The sequence below is a fragment of the Nocardioides sp. AN3 genome, from assembly GCF_054653495.1.
This window is the reverse complement of the sequence record NZ_BAAIGC010000001.1, coordinates 531,135-547,542: the sequence shown is the minus strand read 5'-3', so window position 1 is coordinate 547,542 and position 16,408 is coordinate 531,135. Positions and strand designations below refer to the sequence as shown.

Annotated in this window: 22 protein-coding genes; 13 read left to right on the top strand and 9 right to left on the bottom strand. The window is 68.3% G+C overall.

Going from position 1 to position 16,408, the window contains the following annotated elements; translation table 11 throughout:
• Positions 1-229: 229 nt before the first annotated feature.
• The gene (locus tag ACYQ1K_RS02610; RefSeq protein WP_459981151.1) at positions 230-571 is read left to right on the top strand and encodes a hypothetical protein; all 342 of its coding nucleotides are present in this window, start codon (positions 230-232) and stop codon (positions 569-571) included.
• 358 nt (positions 572-929) lie between these two features.
• Here ACYQ1K_RS02610 and ACYQ1K_RS02605 read toward each other — a convergent pair whose 3' ends face one another.
• A complete protein-coding gene (locus ACYQ1K_RS02605) occupies positions 930-1,706 on the bottom strand; it encodes a DUF427 domain-containing protein (RefSeq protein WP_459981147.1) in 777 nt (258 codons plus the stop codon).
• Positions 1,707-2,072: 366 nt separating this feature from the next.
• Here ACYQ1K_RS02605 and ACYQ1K_RS02600 point away from each other — a divergent pair, with 366 nt between their 5' ends.
• Entirely contained in the window at positions 2,073-2,423 is a 351-nt protein-coding gene (locus tag ACYQ1K_RS02600; RefSeq protein WP_459981145.1) for a hypothetical protein, read from the top strand.
• 134 nt (positions 2,424-2,557) lie between these two features.
• Here the strand turns inward: ACYQ1K_RS02600 and ACYQ1K_RS02595 are convergent, their stop codons facing one another.
• Positions 2,558-4,156 (bottom strand): FAD-dependent oxidoreductase, encoded by a 1,599-nt coding sequence (locus ACYQ1K_RS02595; RefSeq protein WP_459981143.1) that lies wholly within the window; start codon positions 4,154-4,156, stop codon positions 2,558-2,560.
• A 65-nt stretch (positions 4,157-4,221) separates the two neighbouring features.
• On the opposite strand from ACYQ1K_RS02595, the gene ACYQ1K_RS02590 reads away from it, so the two are divergent.
• Both ACYQ1K_RS02590 and ACYQ1K_RS02585 read left to right on the top strand, forming a co-directional pair.
• Positions 4,222-4,788: a helix-turn-helix domain-containing protein gene (locus ACYQ1K_RS02590; protein WP_459981140.1), complete on the top strand. Its 567-nt coding sequence runs from the start codon at positions 4,222-4,224 to the stop codon at positions 4,786-4,788.
• A gap of 141 nt (positions 4,789-4,929) precedes the next feature.
• The gene (locus tag ACYQ1K_RS02585) at positions 4,930-5,976 is read left to right on the top strand and encodes a winged helix DNA-binding domain-containing protein (protein WP_459981138.1); all 1,047 of its coding nucleotides are present in this window, start codon (positions 4,930-4,932) and stop codon (positions 5,974-5,976) included.
• A gap of 167 nt (positions 5,977-6,143) precedes the next feature.
• Here ACYQ1K_RS02585 and ACYQ1K_RS02580 read toward each other — a convergent pair whose 3' ends face one another.
• Entirely contained in the window at positions 6,144-6,830 is a 687-nt protein-coding gene (locus tag ACYQ1K_RS02580) for a hypothetical protein (RefSeq protein ID WP_459981137.1), read from the bottom strand.
• Between the two features lie 155 nt (positions 6,831-6,985).
• Between ACYQ1K_RS02580 and ACYQ1K_RS02575 the strand changes: the two genes are divergently transcribed.
• Both ACYQ1K_RS02575 and ACYQ1K_RS02570 read left to right on the top strand, forming a co-directional pair.
• Positions 6,986-8,893 carry a sensor histidine kinase gene (locus ACYQ1K_RS02575; RefSeq protein WP_459981135.1) on the top strand — a complete coding sequence of 636 codons (1,908 nt, stop codon included), beginning with the start codon at positions 6,986-6,988 and terminating at the stop codon, positions 8,891-8,893.
• A complete protein-coding gene (locus tag ACYQ1K_RS02570; protein ID WP_459981133.1) occupies positions 8,890-9,540 on the top strand; it encodes a response regulator transcription factor in 651 nt (216 codons plus the stop codon). Before ACYQ1K_RS02575 ends, ACYQ1K_RS02570 begins: the two co-directional genes overlap by 4 nt.
• Positions 9,541-9,635: 95 nt before the next feature.
• Here ACYQ1K_RS02570 and ACYQ1K_RS02565 read toward each other — a convergent pair whose 3' ends face one another.
• Entirely contained in the window at positions 9,636-10,331 is a 696-nt protein-coding gene (locus tag ACYQ1K_RS02565; RefSeq protein WP_459981130.1) for a hypothetical protein, read from the bottom strand.
• A 170-nt stretch (positions 10,332-10,501) separates the two neighbouring features.
• Here ACYQ1K_RS02565 and ACYQ1K_RS02560 point away from each other — a divergent pair, with 170 nt between their 5' ends.
• Together ACYQ1K_RS02560 and ACYQ1K_RS02555 are read left to right on the top strand one after the other, a co-directional pair.
• Positions 10,502-10,642 carry a hypothetical protein gene (locus ACYQ1K_RS02560; protein WP_459981127.1) on the top strand — a complete coding sequence of 47 codons (141 nt, stop codon included), beginning with the start codon at positions 10,502-10,504 and terminating at the stop codon, positions 10,640-10,642.
• A gap of 142 nt (positions 10,643-10,784) precedes the next feature.
• Entirely contained in the window at positions 10,785-11,105 is a 321-nt protein-coding gene (locus tag ACYQ1K_RS02555; protein WP_459981125.1) for a hypothetical protein, read from the top strand.
• Positions 11,106-11,488: 383 nt separating this feature from the next.
• Here the strand turns inward: ACYQ1K_RS02555 and ACYQ1K_RS02550 are convergent, their stop codons facing one another.
• Complete coding sequence (locus tag ACYQ1K_RS02550; RefSeq protein WP_459981122.1) at positions 11,489-11,749, bottom strand: Txe/YoeB family addiction module toxin; 261 nt, start codon at positions 11,747-11,749, stop codon at positions 11,489-11,491.
• 2 nt (positions 11,750-11,751) lie between these two features.
• Positions 11,752-12,057 carry a type II toxin-antitoxin system Phd/YefM family antitoxin gene (locus tag ACYQ1K_RS02545; protein ID WP_459981120.1) on the bottom strand — a complete coding sequence of 102 codons (306 nt, stop codon included), beginning with the start codon at positions 12,055-12,057 and terminating at the stop codon, positions 11,752-11,754.
• Positions 12,058-12,249: 192 nt separating this feature from the next.
• On the opposite strand from ACYQ1K_RS02545, the gene ACYQ1K_RS02540 reads away from it, so the two are divergent.
• From ACYQ1K_RS02540 to ACYQ1K_RS02525, 4 genes are all read left to right on the top strand, one after another.
• Positions 12,250-12,426 (top strand): hypothetical protein, encoded by a 177-nt coding sequence (locus ACYQ1K_RS02540; protein WP_459981118.1) that lies wholly within the window; start codon positions 12,250-12,252, stop codon positions 12,424-12,426.
• Positions 12,427-12,585: 159 nt separating this feature from the next.
• Positions 12,586-13,101 (top strand): nitroreductase family protein, encoded by a 516-nt coding sequence (locus ACYQ1K_RS02535; RefSeq protein ID WP_459981116.1) that lies wholly within the window; start codon positions 12,586-12,588, stop codon positions 13,099-13,101.
• Positions 13,102-13,108: 7 nt separating this feature from the next.
• Complete coding sequence (locus ACYQ1K_RS02530; protein WP_459981113.1) at positions 13,109-13,663, top strand: GNAT family N-acetyltransferase; 555 nt, start codon at positions 13,109-13,111, stop codon at positions 13,661-13,663.
• Between the two features lie 57 nt (positions 13,664-13,720).
• A complete protein-coding gene (locus ACYQ1K_RS02525; RefSeq protein WP_459981110.1) occupies positions 13,721-13,924 on the top strand; it encodes a hypothetical protein in 204 nt (67 codons plus the stop codon).
• Positions 13,925-14,203: 279 nt separating this feature from the next.
• On the opposite strand, the gene ACYQ1K_RS02520 is transcribed toward ACYQ1K_RS02525, so the two are convergent.
• Entirely contained in the window at positions 14,204-15,082 is an 879-nt protein-coding gene (locus ACYQ1K_RS02520; protein WP_459981109.1) for a DNA polymerase beta superfamily protein, read from the bottom strand.
• 130 nt (positions 15,083-15,212) lie between these two features.
• On the opposite strand from ACYQ1K_RS02520, the gene ACYQ1K_RS02515 reads away from it, so the two are divergent.
• Complete coding sequence (locus ACYQ1K_RS02515) at positions 15,213-15,623, top strand: hypothetical protein (protein ID WP_459981106.1); 411 nt, start codon at positions 15,213-15,215, stop codon at positions 15,621-15,623.
• On the opposite strand, the gene ACYQ1K_RS02510 is transcribed toward ACYQ1K_RS02515, so the two are convergent.
• Entirely contained in the window at positions 15,620-16,015 is a 396-nt protein-coding gene (locus ACYQ1K_RS02510; protein WP_459981104.1) for a hypothetical protein, read from the bottom strand. The two genes, ACYQ1K_RS02515 and ACYQ1K_RS02510, sit on opposite strands and share 4 nt — an antisense overlap.
• Before the next feature lie 23 nt (positions 16,016-16,038).
• Positions 16,039-16,314, bottom strand: coding sequence for a hypothetical protein (locus ACYQ1K_RS02505; protein ID WP_459981102.1), 276 nt, complete (start codon positions 16,312-16,314; stop codon positions 16,039-16,041).
• Positions 16,315-16,408: the final 94 nt, after the last annotated feature.

Genomic DNA, 16,408 nt, shown 5'->3' with positions numbered 1-16,408 from the left:
GATGAGAGCCACAGCCTCCTGCGATGCTGGGCAGCCGGGAATGGAGAGCGTCCCGTCGAGCACCTCGACACCAGCCTGGCCGGGCCGGAGCCGTATGAGAAGTCAACAAGTAGCCGGGTCAGAGGGTATCGCGGGGGCCGAAGGCGGGTCACACCGCCGCTTCGGGCGCGTTACTGATCGGAACTGTCGATGAGCGGACGCGCGGGGATCATTGTGTGAGGATTTCGGGGTGACCGGAACGGATGCCGCTGCGCACGTACAGCCTTGTGCCGTAGGCGTGATCTCTGCCTCGTCGGGGGCTGTCGCCGGGCACCTCCTGCTCTTCGCAGTCGGTGGTGGGTTCATCTGGGTCTCAGCCTTCGGGTTGGTAGTCGTCGTCGCGCTGGTCTGCTGGGCAGCGATTGCTCTGGTTGTCCTCGCGGGCACCCTGCTCTTGGCGAGACGGCCCACGAGACGACTCGGCACGGGTCTCATCCTGGGGTCGCTGCTCGCTGGCTTGCTCCAAGCCGTGTTTGCGTTCGCGCTGTTGACCGCCTACTCCTCTGCGAATCCGGGTTGGGACCTGTCGTAGGAGTGGGCGGGCGCACACATCTGCCCCGACCCGAGCGGATCTGCCCATGAGCGAGTCGTCGTACAACTGCCTCGACCACGAAGTCTGAATGAGGAGATGTGCCGGTGCTCGGGGCATCTCGTCGGCTCGTCGCGATTGCTTGTCGTCCCCCTTGCAGCGACTTTTCCCTACCTGGTGCTCCCGCCACGGCAGACGAGCGACGTTGCTACGCCCAGGCTGACTGCGACCCCGGAGCAGGTCGTGACGCGCGCCTCACACCGCCGCCTGGCGGCCGCACCGATCCATGACGACGGCCGGTGACCGTCTCCTGCCCGGGCACCGGTCGCTACGTGAGCGAGACGTCGCGCCTGCCGATCCTTCAGCCTTCGCCTGGCATCCCCGTGCGCACGCGGTTGCCGTCGACGTACACCTCGGCGGCACGCCAGAAGCTGATCAGATCCCTGATGGCTTCGGCCTCGGGCAGCGGGTCGGCGTAGTACCAAGCGATGTCGGCGCCGCCTTCAGCACTCAGATAAGAGGCTGTGCCCTTGTAGGCGCAAGCGGTGTGGAACTCCGAAGGCGTGAGGAGGTCCATCCGAACGTCCTGGCGCGGGAGATACCACCGCGTCGGCAAGCCGGTCTCGTAGAGCGCCGTCGGCTGCACGGACTCAGCGATCGTCCTCCCACCTAAGTCGACGCGCACGTGACGGTTGCTCCGGAGCACGTCGATCCTGGTGAATGGGTCGTGGGCGTGGACGACGACCGATTGGTCCTCCTCGACCCATTCGAACGGATCCCAATGCAGGATCACCCGCCCTTCCAGCGCGGGCTCGTCCGGCCGGAAAGCGACCTCCCCGCGTGTCCCGAGGTGCAATGATCGTCCCGGCACGGTGTGCCACTCGTGATGGTGTGGCGGCAGCACCGGTCCGATGTCATCCGGCACTGCGCCCGGGAGGTGCTCGATCAGATCAAGGCGCAGATCTTCCGGCGGCACGGCGTACGACGGGACGACACGCCGCGGTTCCCAGACGAGCATCGCATCGACGGTGTCGAGAACCACTTCCCCGTCCAGCTGGGCTCGCACGCGCTTGGACGTCGCGGCGAACCTCAGTTCGGCCAGGTCGCGGAACTGCTGGGCGTACAGGTCGATCGCCATCTCATGAGTGTTGCAGCCGATGACCGACCGTGAAAGCCGTCTACTGGCCCCGATCCGACCCTCGCCCCACGCGTGCACCAGACCCCGGGCCTCAGTCGAACCGGTGCTGCGCAGTCCGTGATCACCTCTGCGACTTCGTCGCCACCGGCGTCAGCCAGCCATGCGACAGCGTGTGCCGGCCACGTCACGTCGGCGATGGACGGAGACAGATCATGGTGCGTCATATCCGCAGTCGGCGCGCTTCGAACTGCGTCACGTCGCCGCCTGAGACCCGCGGCTTACCCGACCAGCGGGCGTCACGACCACGTCGGGGGACGCGCTCACCTCGACTTGCGCCCTCCTATCGTCACCAGCGCTTCTCACTCCATGAAGGCCGCCGCGCGTGGGAGGATTTCAGGAACCCACCCGAAGCGGCATTCCGACCAGCGGGAGGCCCGCATGGCGCACGGAGCACTCCGGCTGCGAGCAGGCATCGTGCTCTTCGTCGTGTCTTGGTTTCCCTTCGCACAGCTCATCATCTGGGCGTTTGACGTGACCGAACCCGACGCCGGCCAGCTCCGCATTGCCATCTGGGCCATCCAGTTTGTCGTCGGCCTCATCGGCATCACCCTTGCTGGCGCCGAAAGCATCCGTCTCGCCCGCAACCTCGGCTGGCGCCGGACCCCGAGCGCACTCTGGACCACGTTCCGCACGGGCCACGCGTCGCAGCGGAACTGACCCGCCGGGGCTGCGCACCGACGTAGCCAGCACGCCTCCGTGGAATCGACGTCTCTCCGCCCGGCAGTCGGCGTGATCCAAGCTGCGTCACTCCGGGGACCGGCACTCGTGGCCCGCGTTGAGCGGCAGGTGACTCAGCCCGCCCGACGGGCACGTAGCACTCGGTCGTCGGCGTGGTGGGCTGCGCTCGCCGACCCTGACGGCCGCGCGCGTTTGTCGTTGACTTCGATGACCCAGCTTGGCGTGGCTTCGAGCACGGCGACGAAGTCGTCGATGTGGAGGTACGCATCGGGGTCGAACGGACGATGCTGGTGCTTCGGGTCGCGCATCGCCGCCAGGTCGTGGCTGAGGATGACGAGCGTTCCGCCAGGGGCGACCGCGTCGAGGACGTTGCGGATGCCGCGCAGGTCGGGCGTGCGCGGGATCGAGGCGTACGCCGCGGTGACGAGGTCGAACCCGCCTCGGGTGAACGGCTGCCACTCGTTGGCGTCGACCAGCTCGCACATGATGGCCAAGTCGCGTCGCTCGGCCTCGGCCCGGATCCTGTTGAGCGCGTGCGAGGAGATGTCGGTCGCCGTCACCGTCCAGCCCTGCAGGGCCAGCCAGATGGCATCGCCGCCTTCACCGGCGCCGACATCCAGCGCACGACCACCGCCCAGGTCGGCCACTTCCGCGACCAGCGAGCCGTTGGGGTTGCCGCTCCAAACCGGTTCGCCGGAGTAACGGTGGTCCCAGTCGGCGACCGCGCCGGAGGGGCGAGCTGCGACCCGCACGTCCTCCGCAGCGAGGCTCATCGCGACAGCACCCCCGACGCGACTTCCGTGGGCGGCAGCCTGGAGCACCTGCTGGCCCGGGTCGGTGATGCTGCCGGCCGCGAAGACTCCGTCCACGGACGTGGCCCCCAGCGCATCGACCTCGAGCACCTCCCCCATGCCGGTGGCATGCAGCACGGGGTGGAGGCCGAGCCCCGCGAACGGCTCGGCACGGGCGTGGAACCGCGGCCCGACGAGCATCGCGTCGGCATCGATCCGCGTGCCGTCGGCCAGCTGGACCGCGGTCAACCGGCCGTCGGCGTCGGCGATGACCTGCTTCGCCGTGGTGGCCAACCGCACCTTGACGCCTCCGGCCGTGAGGGTGCCGATCTCGGCCTCGTCGACCTCGACCCCGTCGGAGATCAGCACGGTCAGGCGCGCGGTCAGCTGGCGCAGCAGCGGGACGACGTGTAGCCCCATCGGATGCGTGACGAGCTCCACCAGTCGCTGGTCGCGCACCTCGTAGCCGTGGCAGAAGGGGCAGTGGATCACCGCCCGACCCCAGTGCTCGGACAGGCCGGCGACGTCGGGCAGCTCGTCGACCAGGCCGGTCGCCACGACGATCCTGCGGGCCACCAGGCTGTCCCCCGTGGCGAGCTCGACGACGAAGCGGTCGTCGTCGCGCGTCACCCGCACGGCTCGCCCCCACAGCACCTCTCCCCCGTAGCTGCGCACCTCCGCTCGGCCTGCGGTGAGCAGCTCGGCAGGGTCGGTGCCGTCACGCCCGAGGAAGCTGTGCATGTGCGCAGCCGGAGCGTTGCGCGGCTCGCCGGAGTCGATCACGATCACCGATCGCCGTTGACGGCCGAGTTGCAGGGCGGCAGCAAGCCCGGCCGCTGATCCGCCGATGACGGCGACGTCGCAGTGCCGGACGACAGCGTCCACGGTGGAGGCAGCAGAGCCCGAGTGGTGATCGTTCATGAGGCGATCGTAGGTTTCTCTTGGCGTTATGTGCCAGACTTCTTGCTGAATCTGCAAGGAGGGTCATGTCCGCACTCACCGATGTCGAGCACCTCGTCCGCACCCGGTTGCGCAGCCTGCGGACGACGCTCGGACTGTCCCTCGACGACCTGGCCGCGCGCACGAACCTGAGCCCGTCGACGATCAGTCGCGTCGAGACCGGGAAGCGCACGATCAGCCTCGACGTGCTGCTGCCGCTCGCCACCGGCCTCCAGGTCGGCCTTGACGCGCTCCTCGACGTGAGCAGCGATGACGACGTGGTCATCCGGCCCACCCCCAGCCGGGCCGGCGGCCGCACGACCTGGGCGCTGAGCCGGCCCGACAGCAGCACGGTCGCGGTGAAGATGCTGGTCGAGCCCACGGCAGCCCGGCCGCAGCAGCGCGTCCACCCCGGCCACGACTGGCTGTTCGTCCTCAGCGGCCGCCTCCTGCTCCTGCTCGGCGACCGCGAGATCAGCGTCGAGGCCGGGGAGGCTGCGGAATTCGCCACCATGACGCCCCACGCATTCGTCGCGATCGACGGACCCGCCGAGCTCCTGATGATCTTCGACCGCGATGGCCAACACGCTCATGTCCACCGCGGCACGGACTGACCCACCGCGCCGGGACCGCGGCTTCCAATGGGCCGCCGGTGCCCTCGGCTCGAGGCGAACACAGCCGGACTACGCTGCGTCACTGGGCATTGCGCGGGACGCGACGCAACGACGGGGGCACCGGTGGCCGGGACCGGGTTCGTGGCAGCGGCACGTCTGCGTGCGCAACTGCTCACCGAGCCCGCGTCGACGCCCGAGGCGGTCGTCGAGCGGCTGTTGGCCGTGCAGGCCCAGGATCCCCGGGCCTTCCGACTCGCCGTTCGGTCCCGGACCGCCGGATGCACCGCCGAGGACGTCGACACGGCGTTGACGCAGCGGCGATCGTTGGTCGTCTCGTGGCTGTTCCGGGGCACGTTGCATCTGGTTCAGGCAACCGACTATGCATGGTTGCACGCGTTGACCGCTCCGCGAACCGCGCCACGCGTCGCCAGGCGACTGGAGCAGCTCGGAGTGGACGCGGCCACGACCGACCGGGCCGTCGCTGTCATCGTCGAGACCCTCGCCGACGGCCCGCGCAGCCGCAACCAGTTGCGTGCGACGCTCGACGCCGCAGGAATGCCGACGGCGGGCCAGACCCTGATCCACCTGCTCGCCGCAGCGTCCCTCCGTGCGCACGTCGTCCGCGGGCCCGTCCAAGACGACGAGCACTGCTTCGTCGATGCACGACGCTGGCTCGGCACCGTCGACCCTCCTGACCCCCACACATGTCTCACCGCACTGGCACAGCGCTATCTGGCCGGGCACGGGCCGGCGGGGCCACATGATCTCGCGGCGTACGCCGGGATCCCGCTCACCCAAGCGCGCCGCGCCTTCGACCTCATCTCTGACGCGACCACGCCGACGGGCGAGGGACTCATGGCGCTCGGAGGCGTCGACGACAGCCCCGAACTTCCGACCCCGCGGTTGCTCGGCATGTTCGACCCGATCCTGCACGGCTGGGCCGACCGGGACTTCGTCACTGGTGGCCACCGCGCCGCTGTCACCACGAACGGGCTGTTCCGCGCCACAGCACTCGTCAACGGCCGCGTCGCCGGCACATGGAGCTTGAGCAACGGCACGGTGACCTTGACCCCCCTCGAGCCGCTACCGCCCACCGTGCTGGACGACCTCAGCAGCGAGGCTCTGGACGTCTTGCGGTTTCTCCGGATGCCAGGCCGTCCGCTCGTCCTCGGCCCGGCTGCCGGATAGCTGGGTTTGCGTCGTGCAGACGCGGTCGGGCTGTCGCGGCCCCCCGAGGTGCCCCACTCCGCCGCGATCGAATGGGTTCGACCGACTCCGCACGAGGCGGAGATTCGACCGGACATGGCGACCAGCGCTGTCGCGTTGGCCGCCGTGGGTGTGAACCGTGCCCGCCGTCAACTGCTCGTGTGCGTGGCGGCCCGGACGGGCCCCACTGACCGGCTCGGCTGCGTGGAGCGCGTGCGACTCCGGGCGACCATGACGGAGGCGCCGATCAGCCAGAATGGCAGGCCGAGGTAGTTCACGAGGCCGCCGGGTGGGATGCCGGCGTCTCCGAGGGCGGCCAAGGCGCCCATGACGACCGTCAGGATGGCGAACCACCGGGGAAGCACGGCGTTGCGGACACCACCGAGTCCGGTGGCGATGAAAGCGGTGGCAAGTCCGATTCCGATGCCAGCCCAGGCGAAGTACGAGACATAGCTGAGGGCACGCAGGGCGGCGTCGTCGCCGGCGTCGGCAGCGCCGTTGAACAGGCCCCAGTTCCAGGTCACCATCTGACTGAGCCCGGCAACGACGACTACCCAGCCGGCGTAGGCGATGCTCGAGTAGGTGCCCTCCCCCGCCTCGCCAGACCGTAGAAGGTTGCGGACCGCGGTCGCGAAGCACAGCAGAGCAATGCCCATGATGACCAGGCAGCCCTGGGCTCCCTGATTGAGGCCGAGATGGTCTTCGATGACGCGTGTGGTGGCCGCGCCAGGGACGTCGTGGGGTGAGGTCTTCTGCAGCACGGCTTGTCCGATCCAGCACAAGCCGGCCACGGCGCCGCTCCACGGCAGCAGCCTGTCCAGGGTGATCGATGACATGGTGGCTTCCTCTCCTCGGGAGGGTCCGGTGACCCCGCGGTCCTTCGAGGCTCACCGTCCTGCCGACCCGGGCGCACGAGCCAGATGTCCCGGCCGATCCGGGAACAGTTCCCGGGACCATTCCGCAGCGCCCCCGCAGGACCCAGACTGGCGGTGTGTTCGTCATCGTCGTGCTCACAGCCTCGATACTGGCTGTGCTCGTCGGTCTGCTGGTGCTCGTGGGCTCGGCTCAACGTCGCATCGGCTGGCTGCTGGTGGCGCACGGCGTCAGCTTCGGCATCCTGCTGACCGGCTCGGGCAGCGCGACCAATCACGCCGGAATGGTCATCGACCAGCTCACCGCCGGCTCATGGGTCTTTCTCTTCGTGTGGCTCGTCGTCATCGCCTACCTGCTGCCCGATGGCCACAGCCTGTCGCCAGGGTGGCGGAAGTGGCTGCAGGCCGGACTCGTCGGGGTGGCGATGTTCCTGGTCGGCGCTGCCGGGGACTCCGGCGGCTTCCGAGCGGACCACCACGGCAGTGACCCACCCCTGACGTGGCTGCCTGCGCCCATCGCCGGCGTTCTCGGTGTGGCCGGGCTGATGCTGACGGTGGGCTTGTTCTTCGGGGCAGGGCTCGCCGTCCGAGCCCGGCTGCGGCGGGCCTCCGGCCCTACCCGTCTGCAACTGTTGTGGCTGGTCTGGGGAGCAACCAGCCTGCCCCTGGCACTGGTGCTGGTCTGGGTTGCGCACTTCGCGCTCCACGACAACGCGCCCGTGATCGACCTGGCCCTCGCGCTGGCCGGCACCGTGCTTCCGGTCACGGTCGGGATCGCGATCTTGCGTTACCAGCTCTTCGACATCCAGATGGTGCTCAGCAGGACGGTGACCTACGGCGTACTCCTGTCGGCGGTGGTAGCCGCCTACACCGTGCTCCTGGTCGTCGCTCAGGGTGCCTTCGGAAAGGGCAGCCTCGGGGGCGCGGTGGCGGTGGCCCTGGTCGCCGTCCTGGTCAGCCCCGCGTATGCGCGATTGCGACGCCGTGTCGAGCGCTGGGTCTACGGCTACCGCTCCGACCCTGCGCTGGCACTGCGGAAGCTCGGCGCCGACCTCGAGTCCGCGGATCCGCTCCAGTTGATCGAGGCCATCACCGCGTCCGTGCGAGATGCGCTCCGAGTCGGAGCCGTGTGGATGGTGACTCCGGGCGCCCAGCCCGCGCCGGATCTGGAAACCGTGCGAGTGCCGCTGGTCTACCGGGACGAGCCGATCGCCGACCTCGTCGTGGTGGCGCCGGCCGGGCGCCGCCTCTCACCGGCCGACGTCGCCCTTCTCCACGACCTCGCCCGCCATGCGGCCGTGACGGTGCGGGCGGCGCAGCTGGCCGGCGAGCTGCAGACCTCGAGGTCACGGATCGTCACCGCGCGGGAGGAGGAGCGGAAGAGGTTGCGCCGAGAGCTCCACGACGGCATCGGACCGTCGCTTGCGGCGATCCTCCTCAAGGTCGAGACTGCCCGGACCCGCCAGGACGCCGATTCGCGCGACCTCCTGCTCACCGAGATCCGCGACGAGACCAAGGCCACGATCGTCGAGGTACGACGCGTGGTGGACGGGCTCCGGCCGCCCGCCATCGACGAGGTCGGCCTCACCGGCGCGATCCGGCAACGGGCTGCGTCACTGTCGACCGATCGCCTGGTGTTCGAGGTGTCCTGCCCGTCCAGCGCACCACCGGTCCCGGCCGCGGTCGAGGTGGCAGCTCTCCGCATCGCCTCGGAGGCCATGACGAACGTCATCAAGCACGCGGGAGCCAGCCGCTGCCGGGTGGAGCTCACGGTCGACGGCACTCTCGAGCTCACCATCTCGGACAACGGCCGCGGCCTCGAGCATCCGCGTCCCGATCGGGTCGGCTGGGCCTCGATGGCCGAGCGCGCCGCAGAGCTCGGCGGGTCGTGCACGATCTCCGAACGCGCCGAGGGCGGTGTCGTGGTCCACGCCGTCCTGCCGCTCCACGACGAGACCGCAACCGAGGCCGCGATCGACTCCGCAACCGCCGCAGCAACCGCGACATCGACCGGGGCCATGACGTGATCCGCGTGCTCGTGGCCGACGACCACCCCGCCTACCGCAGAGGGCTCGAGCTCATGCTCGCCGACATCGCCGATGTGAAGCTCGTCGGCATGGCCCAGACGGGAGCGGTGGCTGTGGAGCTCGCGGTGTCCTCGACTCCCGACGTGGTCCTGATGGACCTGCGTATGCCCGACCTGGACGGCATCGAGGCGACCCGTCAGATCATCCGTGCCTTCGCCCCCGCGCGCCCTCCGGCCGTCATCGTGCTCACCATGTTCGACGACGATGACTCAGTCTTCGCGGCGATGCGTGTCGGCGCGCACGGCTACCTCCTCAAAGGGGCCGATCAGGATGAGATCGTCCGAGCGATCCACGCTGCCGCCGCCGGTGAGGCCATCTTCGGCCCCGAGGTAGCCGCGCGCGTGGTCGACCACTTCGCCCGCGGCGCGGGGTCGCGAGCCGCAGCGTTCCCTTCCCTCACCGAACGCGAACGCGAGGTGTTGGAGATGATGGCGGCCGGAAAGGGCAACGCCGCCATCGCCCACGAGCTCATGATCAGCCTCAAGACCGTCCGCAACCACGTCTCCAACATCTTCACGAAACTGCAGGTCACCGACCGCGCCGGCGCCATCGGGAAGGCGCGCAAGGCCGGCCTCGAAGATGACTGACCCAGGCCGGTCGCGGGGCGGCGGTGTGGCCGACATCCGACACATCGTGCGGCACGGCATCAGCGCTGCAGCAGCGGGTGCTGTCCTTTGTCTGATCAGGTGACGCCGGCCTCGGCGTCGTAACGATCGACGGTTTCCCGGCTGAGGCGGACCAAGTCGTCGATGGTCGACCCTTCAGCTAAGCCGATGGTGGCCGACAGGGACGCCACCAAGCTCGAGCCGGTGCGCACCATGAGCATGTTCACGGCCACGGCGAACCCTGCGGACTTGGTGGTCGCTTGCACCGCAATGGTGTCTTCGTCGTCACCGGCCACGGAAAACGGCGCGACGGTGTAGGTGTCGCCGTTGGCGGTGAAGCTGGTGCAGGAGTCGATCGCGTCACCCAACGCCTGGATCTGATCGACCGCGACCTCAGGTGAGTCGAACTGGCTGATGCGGAAGGAGTACCTGGTGAGAGACAATCCGACCTGGGCGACGTAGCCGACCTTCGCCTCCGCGTCGCTGCGGTCGAGATGATCGACGTCCGCGCCACACAGGAAGCTCCGGTCGTCCTTGCCGGGCTGGTTCGCCTGTGTCGGGGAGAAGATCGACGACATGTCACGCGGCATTGGAAGCGTGTGCTTCAACTGAGTCTGGGTGAGCTGCCGCGGCTGGCGCACCACAGCCGTCGAGCCAGTCGGATCACCAGTAGTCGACGGCCCGGTCGAGGCAGCCGAGGAGCCCTCGCCGCTACCGCTGCTGCAGGCGAACAGCGCGGGGAGAGCAAGCGCGAGAAGCGTCGTGCGGAGCACCGTTGTACGGTACTGCGCTTCGGCTCCGAGGTCGCTGCGCTGAACCGGGGCGTATCGCTTCGGCGGCGCCGATCGGACCGGCGAGCGGCCGATTCCGCGGATCTCGACGCGGGGTCGACTATTGAGCAGCCTTCACCAGGTCGGCGCCCTTCTCGGCGACCATCATCGTGGTGAGGGCCGGCGAGGCGCGCACGCTGATGCTGGTCGGCGGCCGAGGCCACAACACGGACGCGATGCTCGCTGCTGTAGGTGTCGAGCCGGACTCCGTCGAGGCAGCCGCGTCGACCGAGGCGGAGGTGATGGCCACCTGACTGCGTGAGGTACACGGCATTCAGGACACGCTCCTCGAAACTGAGTCCACCAAACTGCGGGACCAACATCACGCACGCCGAGCAAATAGCGCGACGACACGGCCTGCGGCCGCACACGGTCGCCCTGACTCAGGACCCGACGATGCAGCGCCGGATGGGCGCCATCTTTCGACGTCACTGGTCATTGGGCGGTGCCGTTGTCGTGAACCGCCCCGGTCCTGACAGCCGGGACAGCTGGCCGTGGCATCGGTGGATCGCGCTGGTGATGGGAGAGGTGCCTCGGCTACGCGACGATATCCACGGCTACGGGCCGCGCGGGCGCAACTACCTTGGCCACGTCGACGTGCCCGAGGAGGTCGAGGTCGCATACGAAGCGTTGAGATCGGCGCATCCTGAGTGGGATCGGCCGATCCCGTCGGCTGGCTCGGCACTGCGCGACGCCAGCGTCGCGCCGCGTGAATAGCCGCCACTGGTGAATGTCTCGGACGTAGATGGTGAACAACGAACGGGCGAAGCGGCAATGCGGGTGGTTGAGATCGTCATGACCCCAGATCAGTGGGACGACCTCGTATCAATTCCGTTCGGATCAATCGGGGCCGCTACGGAGTACGTGTGCGAGCTTGTCCTCCGGCAGCCAGTCGAGGCTCGCTTCCTCGTCTACAGCGCCTACGACCTCGAACCGTGCTCAACGCCGACATTTGCCGCCGGATCCGGAATCCACGAAGTTGAAGCAACTGGCCGCGCCGTACCCCAACTGTGTCATCGCGGGCGATGGTTGGTTCGCGCACGCCCCAGAGCACGGCACCCATGAGCGGCGCGTCTAGCCGCTTTCTCGGCGCGCAGGAGTCATCTTCCGTAGTGGTATCTGCAGGCAGCGATCCGTACCTCGTCGTTGAGGACCTTGTAGACGAGTCGATGTTCGTCAGTGATCCGCCTGGACCAGTAGCCAGCAACGTCGTGTTTCAGGGGTTCAGGCTTTCCGATGCCGTCATTGCCATGGCGTGCCACGTCTTGGATCAGAACATTGAGGCGCTTGAGGACCTTCCGGTCCTGAACCTGCCACCAGAGATAGTCTCCCCAGGCGTTGACGTCCCAGACCAGCCGCATGCTCAATCGGCGTCGACCAGGTCGCGTGCCTCGCCGTCACCGCTCTCGAGGCGCTCCATCGCATCGAGGAGTCGGCGTGCGTTGGCGGGGGAACGCATCAGATAGGCGGTCTCGCGGAGCGATTCGAAGTCTTCGAGAGACACGATCACGACCGGCTCGTGCCCGGCGCGCGTGATAACCACCTCCTCGCGGTCGTTGACGACGCTGTCGAGCACCTCGGCGTAGCGCGCCCTCGACTCTGTGTAGCTCAAGGTCTTCATGATTCCTCCTGTACAGAAAAGCGTACAGGGTCGGATCGTGGTGAACAAGTCCCCGACGAGACTCACGAAGAATGCCCGCGAAACACGCTCGGTACCTCGTGTCCGGAGGAACACGTCCCGAGATCGTCGCGGTGGGCCCACGTGCCGCCCGGATTCCGGCGATCGGGATGAGGTGACTTAAGCCTCTGGGTGGCATATGCGGCAGGCGCGATGCTGAAGGCGGGTGAAGGGAGAGCTGACATGGACCGTTGGGAGTACAGGATCGCTGACCTGACGAAGGTCGAAAAGGACATCGGTGAGCTCAACCAGCTGGGCGCGGACGGCTGGGAGGCGGTCGGGATGGTGTCGACATGGGGAGCCGGCTTCCGTTTCGTCCATCCGATCGCGCTGCTCAAGCGCCGGGTCGAGACCAGCTGACGTCCCACTCGGCCGGCTCGTCGCGGCTGACTCAGCCACCGTCGAGCCGGGCCATCGTCGAGCCGGGGCGGGAACTGCAGCATTCCTCCATCGACCCCAGGCCAACAGCCGCCGGCGGGGTAGTCGCCACAGCGGCGTCGGAGGCGCAAGATGGCACCCGTGGAGACCTGGGACGCCATGCGGGCGCGACGTAACGTTCGGCAGTTCACTGAGCAGGCAGTCCCTGACGAGGCGCTCGACAGGATCCTGGAGGCCGGGCGACGCGCCCCGTCGGCGGGCAACTGGCAGCCATGGGACTTCGTGCTCGTCACGGACAGGGCGCAGCTGGTCGACCTTGCGAAGGTGTGGCAGGGCGCCGGTCATGTCGCCCGCGCGGCCGCCGCGATCGCGATCGTCGCACCAGAGCCGAAGGACGACCAGCAGTCCGCTCTGCTGCAGTACGACCTCGGCCAGGCGACGTACGCGATGACGGTGGCCGCCGCCGACCTGGGCGTGGGCACGGGCCATGCTGCCGCCGCCGACCAGGACCAGGCCAGAGCGGTCCTGGGCTTCCCGGAGGGACGGTTCCTGGCCTACATGCTCTCCGTCGGCTATCCCGCGGACAAGCCGCTGGCCGTCATCGAACGGCTGAACCGACGCCCTTTCGACGAGGTCGTGCACCGCGGACGGTGGTGAGCCCTCCATGTCCCGTGAGCTCGTCGGCGCGCATCTCGACGTGATGGAGAGTGATCACGTCGACGTCGCGATGCGTGCGGCCCTACGACGACTGTGGGACCGCGCCTTCGGCTCTCGCTTCACCGACGACGACGCCGAGCACGCATACGGCGGCGTTCATGTCGTGGCGCGCGATGGCGACCGCATCGTTGGACACGCCAGCGCAGTCCCGCGGAGGATCAAGTTCGGGAAACAGCCCTGGAGGACGGTCGGTTACGTGGAGGCGGTGGCGACGGACCCAGAGCGCCAGCGCCGAGGCATCGGGCGGTCGATGATGGAGCAGTTGCGCGAGGAGATCTCCCGGCGTTGGCAGGCCGGCATGCTCTCGACCGGGCGGGCGACGACGTTCTATGAGTCGCTGGGCTGGGAGCGATGGCGAGGCCTGTCCTCCACCAAGACGGCAGCCGGCGTTTTTCCCGATGATGAGCACGGCGGCCTGATGATCCTCCGCATCGACAGGTCGGCGGTCCCAGACCTCTCAGTTGAGGTGACATGCGAGGACCGCCCCGGCGACGCTTGGTGACTCCCTCAACGGCCATGCCCGACACGTTGAACGGCTGACTGAGCTAGCCTTGCCGCGATGAACGAGCAAGGTCCCGGGAACCGCTACGGCAACCCGAGCGTCGCAGCGAAGATCCTGGGGTCGCTGGTCGCGTTCGCGATGATCGTCCTCGGGGCCGCCTGGACCTTCACAGCCTCGGGCGTCGCCCAGTCGCTCGGTCCGATCCTTGCCGGTCTCGGCGTCGCGCTGGCCTACGTCGTCTTGATTCAGAAGCGGCGCTGATCCCGATGACGACACCCACCACCGCCTCGCCGACGCCGCCCGAGTCGCTCAAGGGGCGCCGTCCGAGCGACCCCGGCCGCTTGACCGCCTGGACGTAGTAGGTCCACCCGTCGCGAACAACGCGCTCATCGAGGTCGCGCACCTCGAAGGGGAACATGTTCTCGAGCACCAGCTTGCGGTCGACTGCCATGCGCAACACCCCGGGGACTCTCGACTGTCATTGATGCGAGCACTCTGCCAGTGCGGTCCGGCGGCGCAGGGTCACGCGACGGGAAGACCTCAGTGGACCCAGTAGTCCAGATGGGCGCGGTGCAGCCACTCGTCGACCCAACGTCGGTCGGGTTGGTCGGGGACCAGCGATGCCTGACGGAGTCGCTCGAGCCGCCGCTCGGCCATCTCGATGGCGTCGATGACGTCGCTGGCCTCGACCTCACCGCGGCGTACTGCCCGGAGGAAGCTGAGGTCTGGCTCTGGCACCGGAAGGCTGATCCGACCGGTGGTGAGGAACTCCACGCCCTGGACGCCGAGCCGCAGGGCATGCATGGCGAACTTGGTGTCGTAGCCGTGCACGGCGACGAGCTCGGGTCGGTTGGTGTGCGCACCTGCCTCACCCACCATGGCGGCCTTCTGGGAGCGCAGGTAGCCCAGGAATCTGTCGGCGGCGAGCTTGGAGACGAACCGCGACGAGTTGGCCACCAGCTCGGCGCCGACTGCATTGCGGTAGACGACCTCCTCGTCCGGCACGAAGAGCGCGAGCAGCACGGTGGGGTTGCCAGCCAGCGCAAGCCGGCACCACTTGCGCGCCGAATACACGACCACGTCCAGGTCGCCAGCGCCTGAGCGATTCGCGAGGCCTCCCGGCTTGTCCCAGACGGTGTGCCGTTGATACTGCTCGAACTGGATCTCGCCGGCGGCGTCGTCGTCGATGCCTCGCGGCACCCGGGCCAATCCGGTGACGAATGCGGCCGGCTCCAGGCAGATCCCCATCTCGTCGCGGTCATCCTGCCCGCTGATGGAGGTGCCGTGTACGCCGGAGCCGACCTGGATGCGCAGGATCATGCCGGCCTCGGCTATCGTCCGCGCCTCCTCCGACGCATGCGGGTGCCGGAACCCGGGCGGCAATCGCCGCTCGCCCTCAATCACGTCGACGACTGACACGCGTGAACCGTACGCAAAAGTCGGACAGCCCTACGACCGGTTTTCATCACTTCCGAGTTGGATCCACCCACGCACGAGCGGATGTTGGGGAAGCCACACGAGGCGCTGAATGTCCTGAGATCCTGGTGTCGTGTCCGAGGTCCTCCCTGCCCGAAGGCCCGGCGCGCCCGGGGTGTGGGGATACGTGCTGTCGATCGCGATCAGCCTGGTCGTCTTCGCTGCGGAGCTTGCACCCGCCGACGGGGTGCCCGGATTTAGGTGGAGCGAGTCCGCGAGCACCTTCATGGCACTGATCCTGGTCGGAGCGCTGCCCGCTGCGCTCCTCGGAACGGTGGGCGCGGTGGCCGTACACGGCATGACGTGGCGCACGACCGCACAGCGTTGGCATGTGCTGGCGGCTGCCGTCGTGGGCCTCGTCGCGGGCGGAATCGTCTCCGGGGGAAGCGCGTGGTGGGGCATGGCCCTCGGCGTCGCGACCGGCGCTGGAAGGCTCGCCGTCGTTCCGCTCGTCATGCGAAAGACGTCAGGAAACTCGGATTAGCGCGCTCCGCCGACCGATGCTGAGTCCCGCGCGGAGCGGGCCGTGAGCCGCATCCAGCCCTCGGTGAGGACCACCCCCACCACGACACCTGGAAGGGCTCCTGCACCACCACCGGCACTGGATTCGACGCCCGGGAGAGCGATCAGCAGCATCACCACCGCCAACATGAGAGACCAACCGAAGAAGCGGTCGACGAAGTCCCGTCGATTCAGCACCTGCCAACCCGCTCCGCCCATCGCCCCGACGAAGAAGCAGACGCTCATCACCTGCGGAGGCGACACCCCTGCATCACGCAAGGCCGTCGCTGCTGCACCCGCGACGGACATGGCTGCCAGCGGGATGATCCACGCGCGCCTCCACGCTCGGCGCTGCTGTTCGTCGGCCACATCCACGCGGGAAGTATGCAGCACCGCGGTCAATCCTCGATGTAGCCCGTCTCCTTGTCGACCATGGCGAGGAAGTTGCGAATGTTCGCACGATGCTCCTCCGGGCTCTCCGAAGTAGGGCTCGAGGTGAATCCGTAGCCGGCATTCGGCCCACTGATCCAGGCGTAGTGGGTGCCGCGGAATCCGTCGCTTGTCAGCTCGAAGAGCTCGCCGTCGACCTCGAGCTGAGTGGCTGGCCCTTCAGCGCCCCCATCGGGCGCAACGCCCGGCACCGGAGCCCAGCCACACCGACTTCCATCCGTCACTCACCAAGGATCCCACCCAGCTTTCTGGAAGCGTGACCCGCAGGTGGATGTGTCGTTGTGCCATGCGAGCGCCTGGTGTCGACGGGTGCCGCGT